The organism is Paraburkholderia sp. BL6665CI2N2 (assembly GCF_004366535.1).
GTDB lineage: Bacteria > Pseudomonadota > Gammaproteobacteria > Burkholderiales > Burkholderiaceae > Paraburkholderia.
On the sequence record NZ_SORC01000001.1, the window covers coordinates 6,996,844 to 7,013,462 of the forward strand.

The 16,619-nt window shown below is 59.6% G+C and carries 11 protein-coding genes and 2 rRNA genes; 9 read left to right on the plus strand and 4 right to left on the minus strand.

The window, feature by feature from the left end; translation table 11 throughout:
* Nucleotides 1–148: 148 nt before the first annotated feature.
* The 5 genes from B0G81_RS31410 (at nt 149) to B0G81_RS31430 (ending at nt 9,862) form a co-directional block, all read left to right on the plus strand.
* Nucleotides 149–3,030, plus strand: a 23S ribosomal RNA gene (locus B0G81_RS31410).
* Between the two features lie 207 nt (nt 3,031–3,237).
* A 5S ribosomal RNA gene (rrf, locus tag B0G81_RS31415) occupies nt 3,238–3,351 on the plus strand.
* 382 nt (nt 3,352–3,733) lie between these two features.
* Nucleotides 3,734–4,573, plus strand: a complete 840-nt coding sequence (imuA, locus tag B0G81_RS31420; protein WP_134140766.1) for a translesion DNA synthesis-associated protein ImuA — start codon at nt 3,734–3,736, stop codon at nt 4,571–4,573.
* Nucleotides 4,473–6,281, plus strand: coding sequence for a DNA polymerase Y family protein (locus B0G81_RS31425; RefSeq protein WP_134140769.1), 1,809 nt, complete (start codon nt 4,473–4,475; stop codon nt 6,279–6,281). The genes imuA and B0G81_RS31425 overlap by 101 nt, the downstream gene beginning before the upstream one ends.
* A 5-nt stretch (nt 6,282–6,286) precedes the next feature.
* Nucleotides 6,287–9,862: an error-prone DNA polymerase gene (locus B0G81_RS31430; RefSeq protein WP_134140771.1), complete on the plus strand. Its 3,576-nt coding sequence runs from the start codon at nt 6,287–6,289 to the stop codon at nt 9,860–9,862.
* A 119-nt stretch (nt 9,863–9,981) separates the two neighbouring features.
* Here the strand turns inward: B0G81_RS31430 and B0G81_RS31435 are convergent, their stop codons facing one another.
* Entirely contained in the window at nt 9,982–10,902 is a 921-nt protein-coding gene (locus B0G81_RS31435; RefSeq protein ID WP_134140773.1) for an SDR family oxidoreductase, read from the minus strand.
* Between the two features lie 13 nt (nt 10,903–10,915).
* Nucleotides 10,916–11,155: a cation transporter gene (locus B0G81_RS31440; RefSeq protein WP_134140775.1), complete on the minus strand. Its 240-nt coding sequence runs from the start codon at nt 11,153–11,155 to the stop codon at nt 10,916–10,918.
* A 123-nt stretch (nt 11,156–11,278) separates the two neighbouring features.
* Between B0G81_RS31440 and cueR the strand changes: the two genes are divergently transcribed.
* The 4 genes from cueR (at nt 11,279) to B0G81_RS31460 (ending at nt 14,197) form a co-directional block, all read left to right on the plus strand.
* Nucleotides 11,279–11,701, plus strand: a complete 423-nt coding sequence (cueR, locus tag B0G81_RS31445) for a Cu(I)-responsive transcriptional regulator (protein ID WP_116116426.1) — start codon at nt 11,279–11,281, stop codon at nt 11,699–11,701.
* 304 nt (nt 11,702–12,005) lie between these two features.
* Entirely contained in the window at nt 12,006–12,152 is a 147-nt protein-coding gene (locus B0G81_RS31450) for a DUF3563 family protein (protein ID WP_012432419.1), read from the plus strand.
* A gap of 230 nt (nt 12,153–12,382) precedes the next feature.
* Nucleotides 12,383–12,733 (plus strand): hypothetical protein, encoded by a 351-nt coding sequence (locus B0G81_RS31455; protein ID WP_134140776.1) that lies wholly within the window; start codon nt 12,383–12,385, stop codon nt 12,731–12,733.
* 420 nt (nt 12,734–13,153) lie between these two features.
* Nucleotides 13,154–14,197, plus strand: a complete 1,044-nt coding sequence (locus B0G81_RS31460) for an ABC transporter substrate-binding protein (RefSeq protein WP_106285037.1) — start codon at nt 13,154–13,156, stop codon at nt 14,195–14,197.
* A gap of 172 nt (nt 14,198–14,369) precedes the next feature.
* On the opposite strand, the gene rlmJ is transcribed toward B0G81_RS31460, so the two are convergent.
* Both rlmJ and B0G81_RS31470 read right to left on the minus strand, forming a co-directional pair.
* The gene (gene rlmJ / locus B0G81_RS31465) at nt 14,370–15,215 is read right to left on the minus strand and encodes a 23S rRNA (adenine(2030)-N(6))-methyltransferase RlmJ (RefSeq protein ID WP_134143263.1); all 846 of its coding nucleotides are present in this window, start codon (nt 15,213–15,215) and stop codon (nt 14,370–14,372) included.
* 218 nt (nt 15,216–15,433) lie between these two features.
* Nucleotides 15,434–16,405: an aldo/keto reductase gene (locus B0G81_RS31470; RefSeq protein WP_134140778.1), complete on the minus strand. Its 972-nt coding sequence runs from the start codon at nt 16,403–16,405 to the stop codon at nt 15,434–15,436.
* Nucleotides 16,406–16,619: the final 214 nt, after the last annotated feature.

The window sequence follows — 16,619 nt, forward strand, 5'->3', positions numbered from 1 at the left end:
TAGAGATGGGTGGTTGAGTAGGTGAATCAGGGTTGTGATTGTATCAATGTATGAAAAGAGAGATCGAAAGATCGCTTTTGGAATACGGCGCAACACGAATACTCAACCTGTAGCGGCATGTGAATCGGGAGAGACACACCCGTTATAGGGTCAAGCGAACAAGTGCATGTGGTGGATGCCTTGGCGATCACAGGCGATGAAGGACGCGGTAGCCTGCGAAAAGCGGTGGGGAGCTGGCAAACGAGCTTTGATCCACCGATATCCGAATGGGGAAACCCGGCCCGTATGGGTCATCCGTAGCTGAATACATAGGCTACGCGAAGCGAACGCGGTGAACTGAAACATCTAAGTAACCGCAGGAAAAGAAATCAACCGAGATTCCCAGAGTAGTGGCGAGCGAAATGGGACCAGCCTGCATTCTTTATCTGAACTGTTAGCCAAACGCTCTGGAAAGTGCGGCCATAGCGGGTGATAGCCCCGTAGGCGAAAACAGATTGGAAGAACTAGGTATGCGACAAGTAGGGCGGGACACGTGAAATCCTGTCTGAAGATGGGGGGACCATCCTCCAAGGCTAAATACTCGTGATCGACCGATAGTGAACCAGTACCGTGAGGGAAAGGCGAAAAGAACCCCGGGAGGGGAGTGAAACAGATCCTGAAACCGCATGCATACAAACAGTCGGAGCCTTTGAAAGAGGGTGACGGCGTACCTTTTGTATAATGGGTCAGCGACTTACATTCAGTGGCAAGCTTAACCGATTAGGGCAGGCGTAGCGAAAGCGAGTCCGAACAGGGCGATTCAGTCGCTGGGTGTAGACCCGAAACCAGGTGATCTATCCATGGCCAGGATGAAGGTGCGGTAACACGTACTGGAGGTCCGAACCCACTAACGTTGAAAAGTTAGGGGATGAGCTGTGGATAGGGGTGAAAGGCTAAACAAACCTGGAAATAGCTGGTTCTCTCCGAAAACTATTTAGGTAGTGCCTCGTGTATCACCTTCGGGGGTAGAGCACTGTCATGGTTGTGGGGTCCATTGCGGATTACTACGCCATAGCAAACTCCGAATACCGAAGAGTGCAATCACGGGAGACAGACATCGGGTGCTAACGTCCGGTGTCAAGAGGGAAACAACCCAGACCGCCAGCTAAGGTCCCCAAATATTGCTAAGTGGGAAACGAAGTGGGAAGGCTAAAACAGTCAGGAGGTTGGCTTAGAAGCAGCCATCCTTTAAAGAAAGCGTAATAGCTCACTGATCGAGTCGTCCTGCGCGGAAGATGTAACGGGGCTAAGCAATATACCGAAGCTGCGGATGCACATTTATGTGCATGGTAGGAGAGCGTTCCGTAAGCCTGCGAAGGTGCACTGGAAAGTGTGCTGGAGGTATCGGAAGTGCGAATGCTGACATGAGTAGCGATAAAGGGGGTGAAAAGCCCCCTCGCCGTAAGCCCAAGGTTTCCTACGCAACGTTCATCGGCGTAGGGTGAGTCGGCCCCTAAGGCGAGGCAGAAATGCGTAGCTGATGGGAAGCAGGTTAATATTCCTGCACCATTGTTAAATGCGATGGGGGGACGGATCGCGGAAGGTTGTCCGGGTGTTGGAAGTCCCGGTCCTTGCATTGGAGAAGGCGCTTTGGCAAATCCGGGCGCAGGATTCAAGGGTGCGAGGCCATTCACTTCGGTGAAGAAGCAATCGGAAGTGGTTCCAAGAAAAGCCTCTAAGCTTCAGTTTAACAAGACCGTACCGCAAACCGACACAGGTGGGCGAGATGAGTATTCTAAGGCGCTTGAGAGAACTCGGGAGAAGGAACTCGGCAAATTGGTACCGTAACTTCGGGATAAGGTACGCCCCTGTAGCTTGATGCCCCTGCGGGCAGAGGGTGAAGGGGTTGCAATAAACTGGTGGCTGCGACTGTTTAATAAAAACACAGCACTCTGCAAACACGAAAGTGGACGTATAGGGTGTGACGCCTGCCCGGTGCCGGAAGATTAAATGATGGGGTGCAAGCTCTTGATTGAAGTCCCGGTAAACGGCGGCCGTAACTATAACGGTCCTAAGGTAGCGAAATTCCTTGTCGGGTAAGTTCCGACCTGCACGAATGGCGTAACGATGGCCACACTGTCTCCTCCCGAGACTCAGCGAAGTTGAAGTGTTTGTGATGATGCAATCTCCCCGCGGCTAGACGGAAAGACCCCATGAACCTTTACTGTAGCTTTGCATTGGACTTTGAACCGGTCTGTGTAGGATAGGTGGGAGGCTTTGAAGCGTGGACGCCAGTCTGCGTGGAGCCGCCCTTGAAATACCACCCTGGTTTGTTTGAGGTTCTAACCTTGGTCCGTAATCCGGATCGGGGACAGTGCATGGTAGGCAGTTTGACTGGGGCGGTCTCCTCCCAAAGTGTAACGGAGGAGTACGAAGGTACGCTAGGTACGGTCGGAAATCGTGCTGATAGTGCAATGGCATAAGCGTGCTTAACTGCGAGACCGACAAGTCGAGCAGGTGCGAAAGCAGGTCATAGTGATCCGGTGGTTCTGTATGGAAGGGCCATCGCTCAACGGATAAAAGGTACTCTGGGGATAACAGGCTGATACCGCCCAAGAGTTCATATCGACGGCGGTGTTTGGCACCTCGATGTCGGCTCATCTCATCCTGGGGCTGTAGCCGGTCCCAAGGGTATGGCTGTTCGCCATTTAAAGAGGTACGTGAGCTGGGTTTAAAACGTCGTGAGACAGTTTGGTCCCTATCTGCCGTGGGCGCTGGATATTTGAAGGGGGCTGCTCCTAGTACGAGAGGACCGGAGTGGACGAACCTCTGGTGTACCGGTTGTCACGCCAGTGGCATCGCCGGGTAGCTATGTTCGGAAGAGATAACCGCTGAAAGCATCTAAGCGGGAAACTCGCCTTAAGATGAGATATCCCCGGGGCTTCGAGCCCCTTGAAGGGTCGTTCAAGACCAGGACGTTGATAGGTCAGGTGTGGAAGCGCAGTAATGCGTTAAGCTAACTGATACTAATTGCCCGTAAGGCTTGATCCTATAACAGGTGTGTTTTGCGATGATCGTTAGTGCTTCAGCACTGACGGGCATCCCACCCCCGAAGGGGGCAAGGACACTCAGGTTAAGTGATCGTGTTGTGCCAGAAACAACACAACCCCAACAGCTTTACCTCTGGTGAGCATCACCAGAAACTACTTCTTCCCGATTGGCTGCATTGCTCCACGAGCAGTGCAGCAACAAGTCATGCCTGATGACCATAGCGAGTCGGTCCCACCCCTTCCCATCCCGAACAGGACCGTGAAACGACTCCACGCCGATGATAGTGCGGATTACCCGTGTGAAAGTAGGTAATCGTCAGGCTCCCCAGCAGCAAACAGAAACCCCACCCCGAAAAGGTGGGGTTTCTGCGTTTACAACCCCCGCCGTATAACCCCCTTCACTCCCGCCCCATCCGCCGCGCATCCGCGTAGCCCGTCAGTTCCAGATACGCCCGTCCGGCATCCACACCTTCACGCCGCAGGATCCGTCGATTGCGAGGTAGGGGTCGGCAAACCCGTCTTGGCGGATGGAGCTAGCCAACGATCTCAGTCGGTTGCCAGTGCCCTCCCCGCGCCAACTTGTCAGCATCCCTCTGTCTTAACATTCATCCCAAAATACTGTATAAATATACAGTAAAAACTCGTCACCTCATGCTTGCTCGATGCCGGCAGGGCGGAGCATTCCCTAATTCAAGAGCGTGTCTATGACAGCAGCAATTCAGCTTGCGACGACCGCCCTGACGTCCCAATTACGGCGTCAGGTATGGCAGGGCAATGAACTTGCCGAGGCAGATTCGCGTGTGATTTCCAGCGGCTATGCCGCGCTGGATCGGGTGTTGCCGGGACAAGGTTGGGCAGCTGGCGGTCTGACGGAATTGTTGATCGAGCATGGTGGAGTTGGTGAAGTACGTCTGCTAGCCCATGCATTGTGTCATCTGACGAAACACGTCAAGCGGCATGTCATGCTCGTGGCGCCTCCGTATCAGCCGTGCGCCGCCGCATTGAGAGCTTGGGGTGTCGATGTCGAGCGAATCTTATGGGTCCGCTCGAGTGAAGACCAGGCCTTGTGGGCCGCCGCTCAGGCCTTGAAGCAGGACGGCATCGGCGCGGTCCTGGTTTGGCTGCCGAATGCTCGTGCCGACAAAGTCAGGCGTCTGCAAGTGGCGGCTCAAGAATCGGCATCGCTGGCATTTTTGATTCGGCCTGTCGAGGCCGCCACGCAATCTTCCCCGGCGCCATTGCGAATGATCTGCGAGCCGCTGCTGCCGGCCAATGCGCAGACGATCAATCGTCGTCAATGGCTGCAGGAGATTGGTTTGTCGATCGACATCTTCAAGCGTCGCGGGCCGCCGCTAGCCGAGCCTCTTCGTCTCGTTTTACCTTTACAAAGCGTCTTGTTGCCGGAAAACGGAGTCGGTGGCCATCAAGGGCCAGAGATCAAACATGCTGTGGATCGCAGTCACATTGCCACTCTTGTCGCTGGAAGCGGTGAAGCCTCTCGCGCCGCTCCCGGATGGTTCGCTCGCGAAGCCGAATCGGCGTGAATCGAGCGATGAGACAAGCCAACTTCACGATGCCGACAACATCGTCGAAGAGCGCTGTTACGCGCTAGCCGACCACGCGCACATCCTGATGCCGGATTTCGACGCACTGCGTGCCGGCGTGCACGCGGGGCATTCGCGTTCGTATGCCTTGGCGTTGGCGCCGGGGCTCGAACTGCTTGCTGCCGATGTCGCCCGCGAAACTCAGGCATTCGAAGCCATAGCGCTTGCCTTGCTGACGTACACACCCAAAGTGTCGCTTGCCGACGCGCACACCCTGCTGCTGGAAGTCGGCTCCGGGTTGAGGTTGTTTGGCGGCTTGCGCGCGTTGTTGTCGCGGGTGTCTGCCACTGTGGCGGAATTCGGCTATACGGCGCGCATCGCCTGTGCGCCGACTGCCTGGGGCGCGTGGCTATTGGCGCAGGCCCGCGCCGTTCGGCAGAAGAATCGTTGGCACGTGGTCAAGGAGACCTCACTCGCGCGTGTCCTCGATGGCTTATCCGTATCGCTGCTGCCGGTCACGCAAACGCATCGCGAGGCGTTTGCGCATGTCGGCTGCGCGACGCTGGCCGATTTGCGTCAATTGCCACGCTCCGGTGTCGTGCGACGTTTCGGCGGCGGCATTCTTGATTTGCTGGCACAGGCGTACGGCACGCGCCCGGATCCACGCGAATCGTTTCGTGCGCCGGCGTCGTTTCATGCGCAACTGGAGTTGCCCTCCCGGGTCGATAACGCGGATGCGTTGCTGTTCGCCGCGCGTCGACTGATCGTGCAGTTGGCCGGCTGGCTGAGCGCGCATCATGCGGCGCTCAGCGGCTATACGTTGCTGCTCGAGCATGAATTGGCGTCGCGTCATGCACCGAAGACATCAAGCCTGAAGGTCGCGTGGGCCATACCGTCACGCGATGCCGAGCATCTGATCTGGTTGCTGCGGGAAAAATTGAATCAGACCGTGCTGGCGGCACCGGTTATCGAGTTGAAGCTGATAGCGGATCAAATCGGCGAATATGCCGGCCAGTCGGACACCTTGTTTCCCATGCCCGAATCCGATGGCGATTCGATTGCGCGTCTGCTCGAACGCCTGAGCGCGCGATTGGGACCGGAGAATGTGCTGCAGATGTCGGTGCAGGACGATCATCGTCCCGAGCGGGCAATGCGCGTCGAAGCCTACGAGGCGCAAGCATTTTCGCGCAAGAAGCGTTCGCCGGCGAAAGCCCGGACAAAAATTAAAGCAGACAACGCCTGGCTGACCGATGCATTGCAGCACGCCGCATCGGCGGAGGAGGGGGGCGCGGACGGAGATGCGCTTGCGCGAGCGACACAAGCGACACAAGCGACACAAGCGACACAAGCGACACAAGCGGTCCAACAGCCCAACGAAACCGCCAACGCAAGAAAACATCACCAATCCGGCGCGCAACCGGCCAGTACCCAAACTTCGCTCGATCTACCCGACAGTGCGCTGCCGTCGCAGCCTCGCCCGTTCTGGATGCTCGACAAACCGCTGCGCCTGATGATGCGCGACCAGCGGCCGATCTATCGTCGGCCATTGAAAATGCTCACGCGCACCGAGCGGATCGAAGCGGGGTGGTGGGACGGCAACCGGGTGGAGCGCGATTACTATGTCGCGGCCGACGACCGGGGCCACATGTTCTGGGTATACCGCGAACGCCTTAGCGGCGAGTGGTATCTGCAGGGTTTGTTCGGCTGATTATCATGTCACTAACCCAGCCGTCGTTCCTCGCGCAACAGCCACTCGCCACTCAGTTGCCGGCGTATGCGGAATTGCATTGTCTGACTAACTTCTCGTTTCTGCGGGGCGCATCGCATCCCTATGAACTCGTCGAACAGGCGATGTCGCGCGGCTACAGCGCGCTTGCCATTACCGACGAATGCTCGTTGGCCGGCGTCGTGCGCGCTCACACGGCGTTGAAGGAAATCAAAGAGGAGCGGAACCGTCAGCAGAAAGAGCGCGAGGACAGGGCCAAAGCTGCGCAATCGGAAGCGCCTTCGGAAGACGCGACAAAAATCGAAGCGTCGCAGCAGGAAACCACGGAAGCTGCGGAAACTGAGGCACTAAAACCCCTCCCTCACCTGATCATCGGCAGCGAACTCAATCTGACCGACGAAACCGGCGAACCCTTCTGCACCCTGGTTGCGCTTGCAACCAACCGCAACGGTTACGGCAATCTTTCCGAACTGATCACGCTGGCTCGATCACGAGCGGACAAGGGCAGCTATCGCCTTAGCCCATCCGACTTCACCGATTCACTCCCCCATCTCGAGCATCTAAAAACCTTACCCGATTGCGTCCTGATGCTCGTGCCGCAGCGCGCGGCGACGCTCTCGCATACGCTGCGTTGCGCGCATTGGCTCGCCTCGTTCGCTGCACAACGGGCGTGGATCGCGCTCGAACTCTGGCAAACGGGCAGCGACGATCTCCAGATCGACGCCTTGCGCATGATTTCAAAAGCGAGCGGTTTGCCGCTGGTCGCGGCAGGCGGCGTTCTCATGCATGCCCGATCGCGCAAGCCGTTGCAGGACACGATGACCGCCATCGGCCTCGTCACGCCGCTATCGCAATGCGGCCATGCGCTCGAGGCGAACGCGGAGCGGCACATGCGTACACGTGTGCGGCTTGGCAAACTGTATCCGCGCGATACGCTGGAAGAAACGCTGCGTATCGCCGCGCTATGCCGTTTCTCGCTCGACGAACTCAAGTACGAGTATCCCGAGGAACTGGTGCCCGCCGGCGAGTCGCCATCGAGCTATCTGCGCAAGCTGGTCATGGCCGGCGCGATGGAGCGCTGGCCCAAGGGCATGGACCTGAAGCGAATCGGTCAGATCGAAAAAGAGTTGGGGCTGATCGCCGATCTGAAATACGAAAAGTATTTTCTGACGGTGCACGATATCGTGAGTTTCGCGCGCTCCAGAAACATTCTCTGCCAGGGGCGAGGTTCAGCGGCGAATTCGATCGTTTGTTATTGCCTGCACGTCACGGAAATCGATCCGGTGCAGATGAACATGCTGATCGAGCGTTTTATCTCGCGCGCACGCAACGAGCCACCTGATATCGACGTCGATTTCGAGCATCAGCGGCGCGAAGAGGTGATTCAATATATTTACACGAAGTACGGCCGTCATCGGGCGGCGCTGACTGCATCGCTGATTACGTATCACGCACGCAGTGCGCTGAAAGACGTTGGCAAGGCGCTGGGTCTCGAGGTGTCCTTGATCGAGCGGATCAGCAAGTCGCAACAATGGTGGGACGGCACGGATGCGGTTGCCAAATATCTCGCCGAAGCGGGCTTCGACGCCAACTCGCACATCACGCAGAATCTGATTCGCCTCACGAAGGAGTTGCGCGCATTTCCGCGTCATCTGTCGCAACATGTCGGCGGTTTTGTAATTGCGAAAGACAAGCTGTCGCGACTCGTGCCGATCGAGAACGCGACGATGAAAGACCGCAGCGTGATCGAGTGGGACAAGGACGATATCGACGCGCTCAAACTGCTGAAAGTCGACGTGCTGGCGCTCGGCATGTTGTCGGCGATCCGGCGCGCGCTGGAATTCGTCGCGTTGAGGCGCGGCTTTCCGAAGTTCAGGGTGCAGGATATTCCGCGCGAGGATCGAGCCGTCTACGAAATGTGCGGCCATGCCGATACGATCGGCGTATTCCAGATCGAATCGCGGGCGCAGCAAAGCATGTTGCCGCGTCTGAAGCCCAACAAGTACTACGATCTCGTAATCGAAGTGGCGATCGTGCGGCCCGGGCCGATTCAGGGCGGCATGGTGCATCCCTATCTGCGCCGTAAGCAGGGGCTCGAGGCGGTCGACTACGCGAAGGATGAATTGCGTCCCGTGCTCGAACGCACGCTCGGCGTGCCGATTTTCCAGGAACAGGTCATGCATCTGGCGATGGTTGCGGCGAAATATACCGGTGAGCAGGCCGATCAGTTGCGGCGCGCGATGGCCGCATGGCGGCGCAGCGGCAACCTGGCAAAGTATCAGAAGGATTTGAACGAGCGGATGCTCAAACGTGGTTATGAACAGGAGTTCATCGACCGTATCTGCAAACAGATCGAAGGCTTCGGCGAATATGGTTTTCCGGAGAGCCACGCGGCGAGCTTCGCGCTGCTCGTCTACCTCAGCGCGTGGTTGAAGCGCTATGAACCGGCTGCTTTTCTGGCGGGTTTGCTGAACAGTCAGCCGTTGGGGTTTTATTCGCCGTCGCAACTCGTTCAGGATGCAAAGCGTCACGGCGTCCAGGTATTGCCGCCCGACGTGACGCTGAGCGATTGGGAGTCGACATTCGAAAGACGTGGTCATGAAGGAGAGCGGATCTCAGCGGACGAAACCTGTTTGCATCGTCAGCAGGCCGTACTATCCGCGCAGCAATTGCGCGATCTTTCGCTGCGGCGTCTGACGGTGAGCAGGACGGTCCGGCGCGCGGCACAGCGATTGACTGCCCGCGTGTTTCAACCGTCGAACACGTATGGCGCGCGCGGCCCCGCTGTGCGCATCGGCATGCATCTGATCAAAGGCTTCTCGCAAGCGGCCGCTGAACGCATCATGGCCGCACGGAACGAGACACCGTTTACGGATGTCGACGATCTGGGCCGCCGCGCGGCCCTGACGCGGCGTGATCTCGAAGCGCTTGCCGCGGCGAATGCGCTGGTCAGTATCGCGGGACATCGGCGCGAGGCATGGTGGGCCGTGACGGCGCAGCACACGGTGCCCAAACTGCTGCGCGATGCGCCGATCGCCGAAGCGCCGCTGACATTGCCGCAGGCAGCCGAAAGCCGCGAAATCGTCGACGACTACGCGAGTATTGGCCTCACGCTCAATCGACATCCGCTTGCGCTATTGCGTGCACGCCTTGCAAAGCATCGTTTTCGCACGGCCGCGGAACTCGCCGCGTGTCAGCACGGCACGCTGGCGCGAGCGTGCGGCATTGTCACCGTGCGGCAGCGTCCGGGCACGGCAAACGGCACGGTGTTCGTTTCCATCGAAGACGAGACCGGTTCGATCAACGTGATCGTCTGGCCGTCGCTGGTGGAAAAGCAGCGCAAGGTTCTGCTGGGCGCATCGTTGCTGGCGGTCTACGGTGTTTTGCAGCGCGACGACGGCGTAGCGACCGGCGGGGACAATGCCGGCAACCGAGTGAGCGCGAATCAGGCTAAGGCGAAACGGAAAAACAAGGGCGAGGTGATCCATCTCGTCGCTCATCGCCTCGAAGATCACAGCGAATGGCTGGGTGAATTGGCCACGGCGAGCCGCGACTTTCATTGAGGGCGGTTCGCGGTAGCCAAGCGCGCCGGCTCGACGTAGGACCGTCGTGCCGACGCGCATCGACCGAATAACACATGGGCGACTTGCCGCGTTCAGATCTGGCTGTCAGACAAAACGTTCTACGCTTGTGCGGCGCCGCGCCACGGAAACGCCGCTAACACTTGGCGAATCGCCGTATCGAACGGTGTGCGCCGGCCTATGCCGAGCGCTTCGAGGCGGGTCGATGCCAGGTGGCAGTTATGAGGGCGAGGCGTCGAATCGGTCGGCACAGGTTGCGGCGTCAGATGCGCGTCGAGTTGCAGCGCTTCGGCGAGGCGCAAGGCGATCTCATACTTGTTCATCGGTTCGTCGCCGGACCATTGCACGATGCCGCGGATCGCATCGCCTTGCACGTGCCGTTCGAGCATCTGCCGGATCACGAACGCCACGTCCGGCGTGAAGGTGGGATAGCGGATCGCCCACGCATCCATGACAGCGGGTTTGCTCCCGGTCGCGGCCGACCCGGCGATCGCCGGCACGAGACTCGTCACCGCCGACTCCGCCCAACTGACAATGGGCCCGTACAGCAGCGGCAAACGCAGCACGCAGCCTAGGTCGGTCGATTCAGTCAGCGCTCGCTCGCCCTCAAGCTTGCTGTGCCCATAGGCGTTGAGCGGCGCGGCCACGGAATCGTGCTGGTAGGGCGGGTGCGTGCCGTCGAATACGTAATCGGTCGAGATCGATAGCGTCCATGCGCCGCGCCGGTTCGCCGACGTGGCAAGGGTGCGCACCGCATCCACATTCAGCGCGCGGGCCAGCGCGGGGTCATGCTCGCACACGTCCGGCCGACGCTCTGCCGCGGCGATCACGAGCGCATCCGGCGCTTCGCGCTCGACGAACTGCTCGACCGCCCGCGTGTCGCGGATATCCAGCGCGACCTTGCCCGGCGCCGGCCGGCTGAACGCTGTGGCGACGACTTGCCAACCGGTCTGCCGCGCCAGTTCGTCGACGAGCGCGCGGCCGAGCAGCCCGGATGCACCAATGACGGCAATTTTGAACATGACGTGAACTCGCTTAACGGGCCGCGCCGGACGAGCTGCTAGTCGTGCCGTTTGCGACGCTCGTTACGGTGTAGCCGGCTTCGTCGATGGCAGCCTTCAGCGTCTCGGCCGGTTGCGCCGATTCCACGGCGACGCGCCCGGACGCCAGATCCACGCGGACTTGCGCGGTGTCATCAAGTTCGCGGATTGCATTCGTGACCGCCGTCACACAATGCTGGCAACTTATGCCTTCAACCTGAAATTCGATCGTCATCGGGATTGCCTCGAAAAATTGGATAGTGCGACCGTTGAATTATGCCTGCCGATACGCAATTCCGTGGATGACCTTCCCACCATGGGAAGGTGTACGATCGACGCACACACTGGAGAAACGGCCATGAATATCGGTGAAGCGGCCCGCGCGTCGGGCCTCACGGCGAAAATGATCCGCTACTACGAGAGCGTCGGTTTGCTGGCGGCGAAATCGCGTACCAGCGCCAACTACCGCGTATACGGTCCGCAAGAGGTTCACTCGCTGCGCTTCATCCGCCAGGCGCGCCGGCTTGGCTTTCTGATCGAAGACATTCGACGGCTGCTGGCACTGTGGCACGATCGCTCGCGGGCCAGCGCCGAGGTGAAAGCCATCGCCTTGGAGCATGTCGCGGAACTTGATCGTCGCATCGCCGAACTGACCGACATGCGCGACACGTTAGCGCACCTCGCCGACCATTGTCACGGCGACGAGCGTCCTGATTGCCCGATCATCGAACGTCTTGCCGACACCGATCTGGTTTCGGGGCAGGGTTGTCATCCTGTTTGAGATTGTGTTTTGCGGAAGGTGCAACCTTTTGCTGTGATTTATCGCAACCGCGACCGTATTTGCACCGCAATCGTGCATAAAAATATGGGGCGGCATGAGCTAGAGCGACAAATTGAAGTCAATCCGAGTTAAATCAATCACTTGACCGCACCACGCGCGTGCACCATTCCAAAACGGAATGCACGTCATGCGGGCATTTCACTAGTCAGGTTGCACTATAGGGCTATAATCCGGGTTAACCCTTTTACGGGAAATCCCTGATGCCCAATCCACCGGGGATTCAATCTGATCCTTGGAGAACATCATGTTTGCATACGTACTGGAAAAGCTGAGCACCTGGTTTGAAACCGCTGAACGCACCCGTCGTGAAGCCTACCTCGCATCGTCGTCGGATATCGTCCAGCTCGAACAACGCATCCGTTCGCTCGAAACCAACGGCTACTCGCTGTAAGTTTCATCGGCATCGCGTTTGATCCGGCAGCGCTCATTGCGCAGCCACGGCAGTAAAAGCGTCAAGCCCCGTCTATACGGGGCTTTGTCACATCTGGACTACGAGAATTGCAGTCGGGCGGCGTTTGAATGCTACGCGTGGCGAATATCGACTAGCCTCGCGGCGACCGTCGCGGTAAGGTAAAGCGTTTTCCGCGAAATCCGGCTTTCCCAAACTCAACCGGTCCGCCCATGCCATCTGTCCGCCCGCTCAAATCCATTCTGGCCGTGACCATTGCAGCCTCGCTGACCTCGATCTTCGCCGGGTCGGCTGCTTATGCTGCGTCGACCAGCGCGCGTAAGCCGGTGATTCTCGACTCGCAGAACGGCATCAACGACGGACAGAGCGGAACCGTTTTGCAGACCGCGCCGCTTTCGCATCAGCCGATCGTCGAAGCGCAGCCCATTGCGACGCCGGCCGAACTGGCACCGAATTCGTCGATCCCTATCGTCGTTGCGCCTTATATCCAGTTGCCAGCAGGCGGAGGTACGCCGCCGCCGCGACTGCAACCGCCGCCCCGCCCGGCGCCTCGGCCGCAATAGGCGCTCGCTTTCCGTTTCAGATCCAGCCGGTGTATGCGGCGGACCGCCACCGCCGCCGTATCGTCCACTGCGTGGACCTTGGCAAAAGCTGGAGACGCGAGCGCTTCCGGCAGTGCTTTTCCATTTCAGTCAATGCCTGTCCGTGCATGGTCAGCTCGTCGACACACGGGCGCTCGCGCGAGCGCCTATCTGATTGACCCAATTCCCCTTTTCGATCAACGCTCACAGTGCGCTCCTGGGCGCGAGCGCAGACACGACTCATGCGCCGACGCGTCGCGTGCGCCATTGGGGTTTGGGCGCATGGCGCACGCGCAGCCGTCCGACGACAATCATCGCGCGCGGTCTCTCCCCAGCGACTCGGACGAGACATCGAGCCCGGCCCGACCGCATCGAATGAAAAACAGAACGAGGAGACATCGAATGCCGACTACTCAATGGATGCGGCAGGCCGCCTGCGCCTGCGTCACGCTGCTTGCACTGGCCGCGCTGCCTGGCGCCGCGCTTGCCAAAGACACACCGGAAAAACCCGCGCTGACCATGGCAGTCGGCGGTCTGCCGGGCCTCTACTATCTGCCGGTGCTGGCCGCGCAACAGTTGGGCTATTTCAAGGACGAAGGCCTCGACGTCACGCTAGAGGATTTCGCGGGCGGATCGAAAGCATTGGAAGCAGTCGTAGGCGGCAGCGCCGATGTGGGCGCCGGCGCATTCGAGCACACGCTGTTCATGCAGGAGAAAGGGCAGCATTACCGGGCGTTTGCGTTGATGGGGCGCGCGCCGCAAATCGTCGTTGCCGTGCTGAAATCGAAGGCCGATCAGTTCAAGACGCTCGCGGACTTCAAAGGCGCGAAAGTCGGCGTGAGCGCGCCGGGTTCGTCGACGGATCTCGTGCTCACCGTGGCTTTGCGCAAAGCCGGCGTGCAGCGCAACGAAATTTCGGCGATCGGCGTGGGCAGCGGCGCCTCCGTGCTCGCGGCGGTAAGCGGCGGCCAGATCGACGCGCTCTCCAACGTCGATCCGATGATAACCAAACTGGCGCGCAGCGGCGCGATCAAGGTGCTGGTCGATACGCGCACCGTGAAGGGCACGCAGGAGGTGTTCGGCGGAACGATGCCGGCGGCGACGCTGTATGCCTCGGACAATTTCATTCAGAAGTATCCGAAGACGACGCAGGCGCTCGCCAACGCAATCGTGCGCGCGGATCACTGGCTGCAGTCAGCGAGCGATGCCGATCTGCTGAAGATGGTGCCGCCGGCCTATCTGCTCAACGACTCTGCGCTTTATGTCGAGGCCTTTCACAACGTGCGCGACGCTTATTCGCCTGACGGCTTGATGCCCGCGGACGGCCCGGCGACCTCGTTGCGCGCATTGTCCTCGTTCGATAACCGGCTCGATCCGAAAAAGATCGACCTGAACGCGACATATACCAACGACTTCGCCCGCAAGGCCGCGGCCCAGCTGAAGTAATCGGCGGCTTGGGCTGACTGAGCACCCGGACCGGCCGCGCGCGTCGGGCGCGCGTGGCGGGCGAAAACAACGTTAGCCCGGCTCGGCGAACTGCGTGCGGCTCAGTGGCCGCGAAAGCGTGAAGGCTGCAAAAAGCTCGCGGCCAACAAAATCTCGTAGCTCAACACAAAACTCAGTCGCCGCGATACTCCACCTTAAACTGCGCAGCCTTATCTTCGCCAAGCGCCTTGACGAGCCAGGGCATCTGGTCCTTCAGCGTTTTTGCCAGCGTATACGGCGGGTTCAGAATGAACATGCCGCTGCCGAAGAGCCCAAAACCATCCTCTGGCGGATTGCTGACAGTCAGGCTCACGTGCAGCCAGTTCTTATCCTGCAGTTTCTTCAACTGCTCGGGGAAGCGCTGCGACTCCGGGCGCCTCACCTGTGGATACCACACGGCATACGTGCCGGTCGGAAAACGCTTCAGGCTTTCTTCGACGCAGCGCAGCGTGCGAATGTAGTCACGCTTGTCCTCATACGATGGATCGAGCAGCACCAACGCGCGACGCGGAGCCGGCGGCAGCAAGGCAAGAATGCCGTCGAAGCCGTCGCCCGCGTACAACATGGCGCGACGGCCCGCGTCGCGGAAATTGTGGCGCAATACGTCGATTTCGGTGGTGTGCAGTTCGAACAGGCGCATGCGGTCCTGTTCGCGCATCTGCCGCCACGCGATATACGGCGAGCCGGGATAGAAGCGCAACTGACCGTCCGGATTGAGCGCGCCCACTTCGTCGACATAGTCCGCGAACATCGGCGGCAGGTCGTCGCGTCCCCACAGTTTGCCGATGCCGGTCCGGAACTCGCCGGTCTTGGTCGAGTAACCTTCCTTCAGCGAGTAGACGCCGGCGCCCGCATGCGTGTCGATATACCAGTAGGACTTGTCCTTCTGGCCGAGGTAGCGCAGGAGCTGCAACACGACGGCGTGTTTCAGAACGTCGGCGTGATTGCCTGCATGAAAGGCGTGGCGATAGCTGAGCATGATGAGGAGACGCTGAAAGAGGGCACGCCGCTCCAGGGCGGATTCGGCGATGCGGATGCAATGCGGCTGCACAATGGGCATACGGCGCCGGTGTGCAGCGCGGTCGCGTATTGTACGCGACGCCGCGTTGCGCACCGTGCATGACAGCGGGTTGCACGCGTGACGCGACCATGGCCGCGAGGCTGCCACGGCCATGTTACGCGCTCACGCGAGTCCGGTCAGTCGTGCGCGTCGCCGATAATTTCCTCGATTCGCGTTTTGATCTCCGGCGTGATGCGCTCGGCCACCTCGGCGGACTTCATGTTCTCGCCGATCTGTTCGACCCGCGATGCCCCCGTGATCACCGTGCTGACATTCGGGTTCTTCAGAATCCAGCCGATCGCAAGCTGGCCGATCGTGCAGCCCAACTCGTCCGCCACTTTGCCGAGCTTGCCGACCACGTTGTTCTTGCCCGCGTCGGTGACCTGCGTGCGCAGCCAGTCGTAGCCCTGCAATTGCGCGCGGCTGTCGGCCGGCACGCCGTCACGGTATTTGCCGGTCAGCAAGCCGGATGCAAGCGGGCTCCAGGTGGTCAGGCCGAGGCCGATATCCTCGTAAAGCCGCTTGTATTCCTGCTCGACGCGGTTGCGATGGAACAGGTTGTACTGCGGTTGCTCCATGACCGGCTTATGCAGATGATGCCGCTCCGCGATGTCGTAAGCGGCGCGGATTTCATCGGCGTTCCATTCGGACGTGCCCCAGTACAGCGCCTTGCCGCGGGTAATCATGTCGCTCATGGCCCAGACGGTTTCCTCCACGGGCGTGTTCGGGTCCGGACGATGACAGAACACGAGATCGACATAGTCGAGTTGCAGCCGTTTGAGCGACGCGTCGATTGCGTTCAGCAGATATTTGCGGTTCAGCGTGTGGTACTGGTTCGGCGCTTCCGCGAGTCCCCAGAAGAATTTCGTCGACACCACGTACCTCACGCGCGGCCACGCCAGTTCCTTGAGCGCCTGGCCCATGATTTCTTCGGATTTGCCGCCGGCGTACACCTCGGCGTTGTCGAAGAAATTGACCCCCGCGTCGCGCGCGGCCGCGAGCGATTCGCGCGCCGCGTGGGTGTCCACCTGATTGCCGTACGTGACCCACGAGCCGATGGACAGCTCGCTGACCTGCAGGCCGGAACGGCCCAGACGTCGATAATTCATGCATGCCTCCTTGTTGGTGATGCCACCGGAATCCCGCCGAAAACGTCCAGTTTAAAGAGATACGTTTCGACGTGCTTTTAACCGGTGGAGTTCACACGGTTCATGCACAATAGCAGCGTTGGCCGCAGTGCAGCATTCAGCCGAACGGCCTATGCCGTTTGGCTGACTTCACGCCGCCCGCGGCCCGTGGTCTCATTGTCATCAACTGCATGGA

Excerpts from the sequence above, each read along its gene's own strand:
- B0G81_RS31425 (WP_134140769.1), top strand. The coding sequence starts at position 4,473 with ATGCTGTGGATCGCAGTCACATTGCCACTCTTGTCGCTGGAAGCGGTG.
- B0G81_RS31440 (WP_134140775.1), bottom strand. The coding sequence starts at position 11,155 with ATGACGATCGAATTTCAGGTTGAAGGCATAAGTTGCCAGCATTGTGTG.
- cueR (WP_116116426.1), top strand. The coding sequence starts at position 11,279 with ATGAATATCGGTGAAGCGGCCCGCGCGTCGGGCCTCACGGCGAAAATG.
- rlmJ (WP_134143263.1), bottom strand. The coding sequence starts at position 15,215 with ATGCTCAGCTATCGCCACGCCTTTCATGCAGGCAATCACGCCGACGTT.
- imuA (WP_134140766.1), top strand. The coding sequence starts at position 3,734 with ATGACAGCAGCAATTCAGCTTGCGACGACCGCCCTGACGTCCCAATTA.
- B0G81_RS31470 (WP_134140778.1), bottom strand. The coding sequence starts at position 16,405 with ATGAATTATCGACGTCTGGGCCGTTCCGGCCTGCAGGTCAGCGAGCTG.
- B0G81_RS31460 (WP_106285037.1), top strand. The coding sequence starts at position 13,154 with ATGCCGACTACTCAATGGATGCGGCAGGCCGCCTGCGCCTGCGTCACG.
- B0G81_RS31435 (WP_134140773.1), bottom strand. The coding sequence starts at position 10,902 with ATGTTCAAAATTGCCGTCATTGGTGCATCCGGGCTGCTCGGCCGCGCG.
- B0G81_RS31450 (WP_012432419.1), top strand. The coding sequence starts at position 12,006 with ATGTTTGCATACGTACTGGAAAAGCTGAGCACCTGGTTTGAAACCGCT.
- B0G81_RS31455 (WP_134140776.1), top strand. The coding sequence starts at position 12,383 with ATGCCATCTGTCCGCCCGCTCAAATCCATTCTGGCCGTGACCATTGCA.
- B0G81_RS31430 (WP_134140771.1), top strand. The coding sequence starts at position 6,287 with ATGTCACTAACCCAGCCGTCGTTCCTCGCGCAACAGCCACTCGCCACT.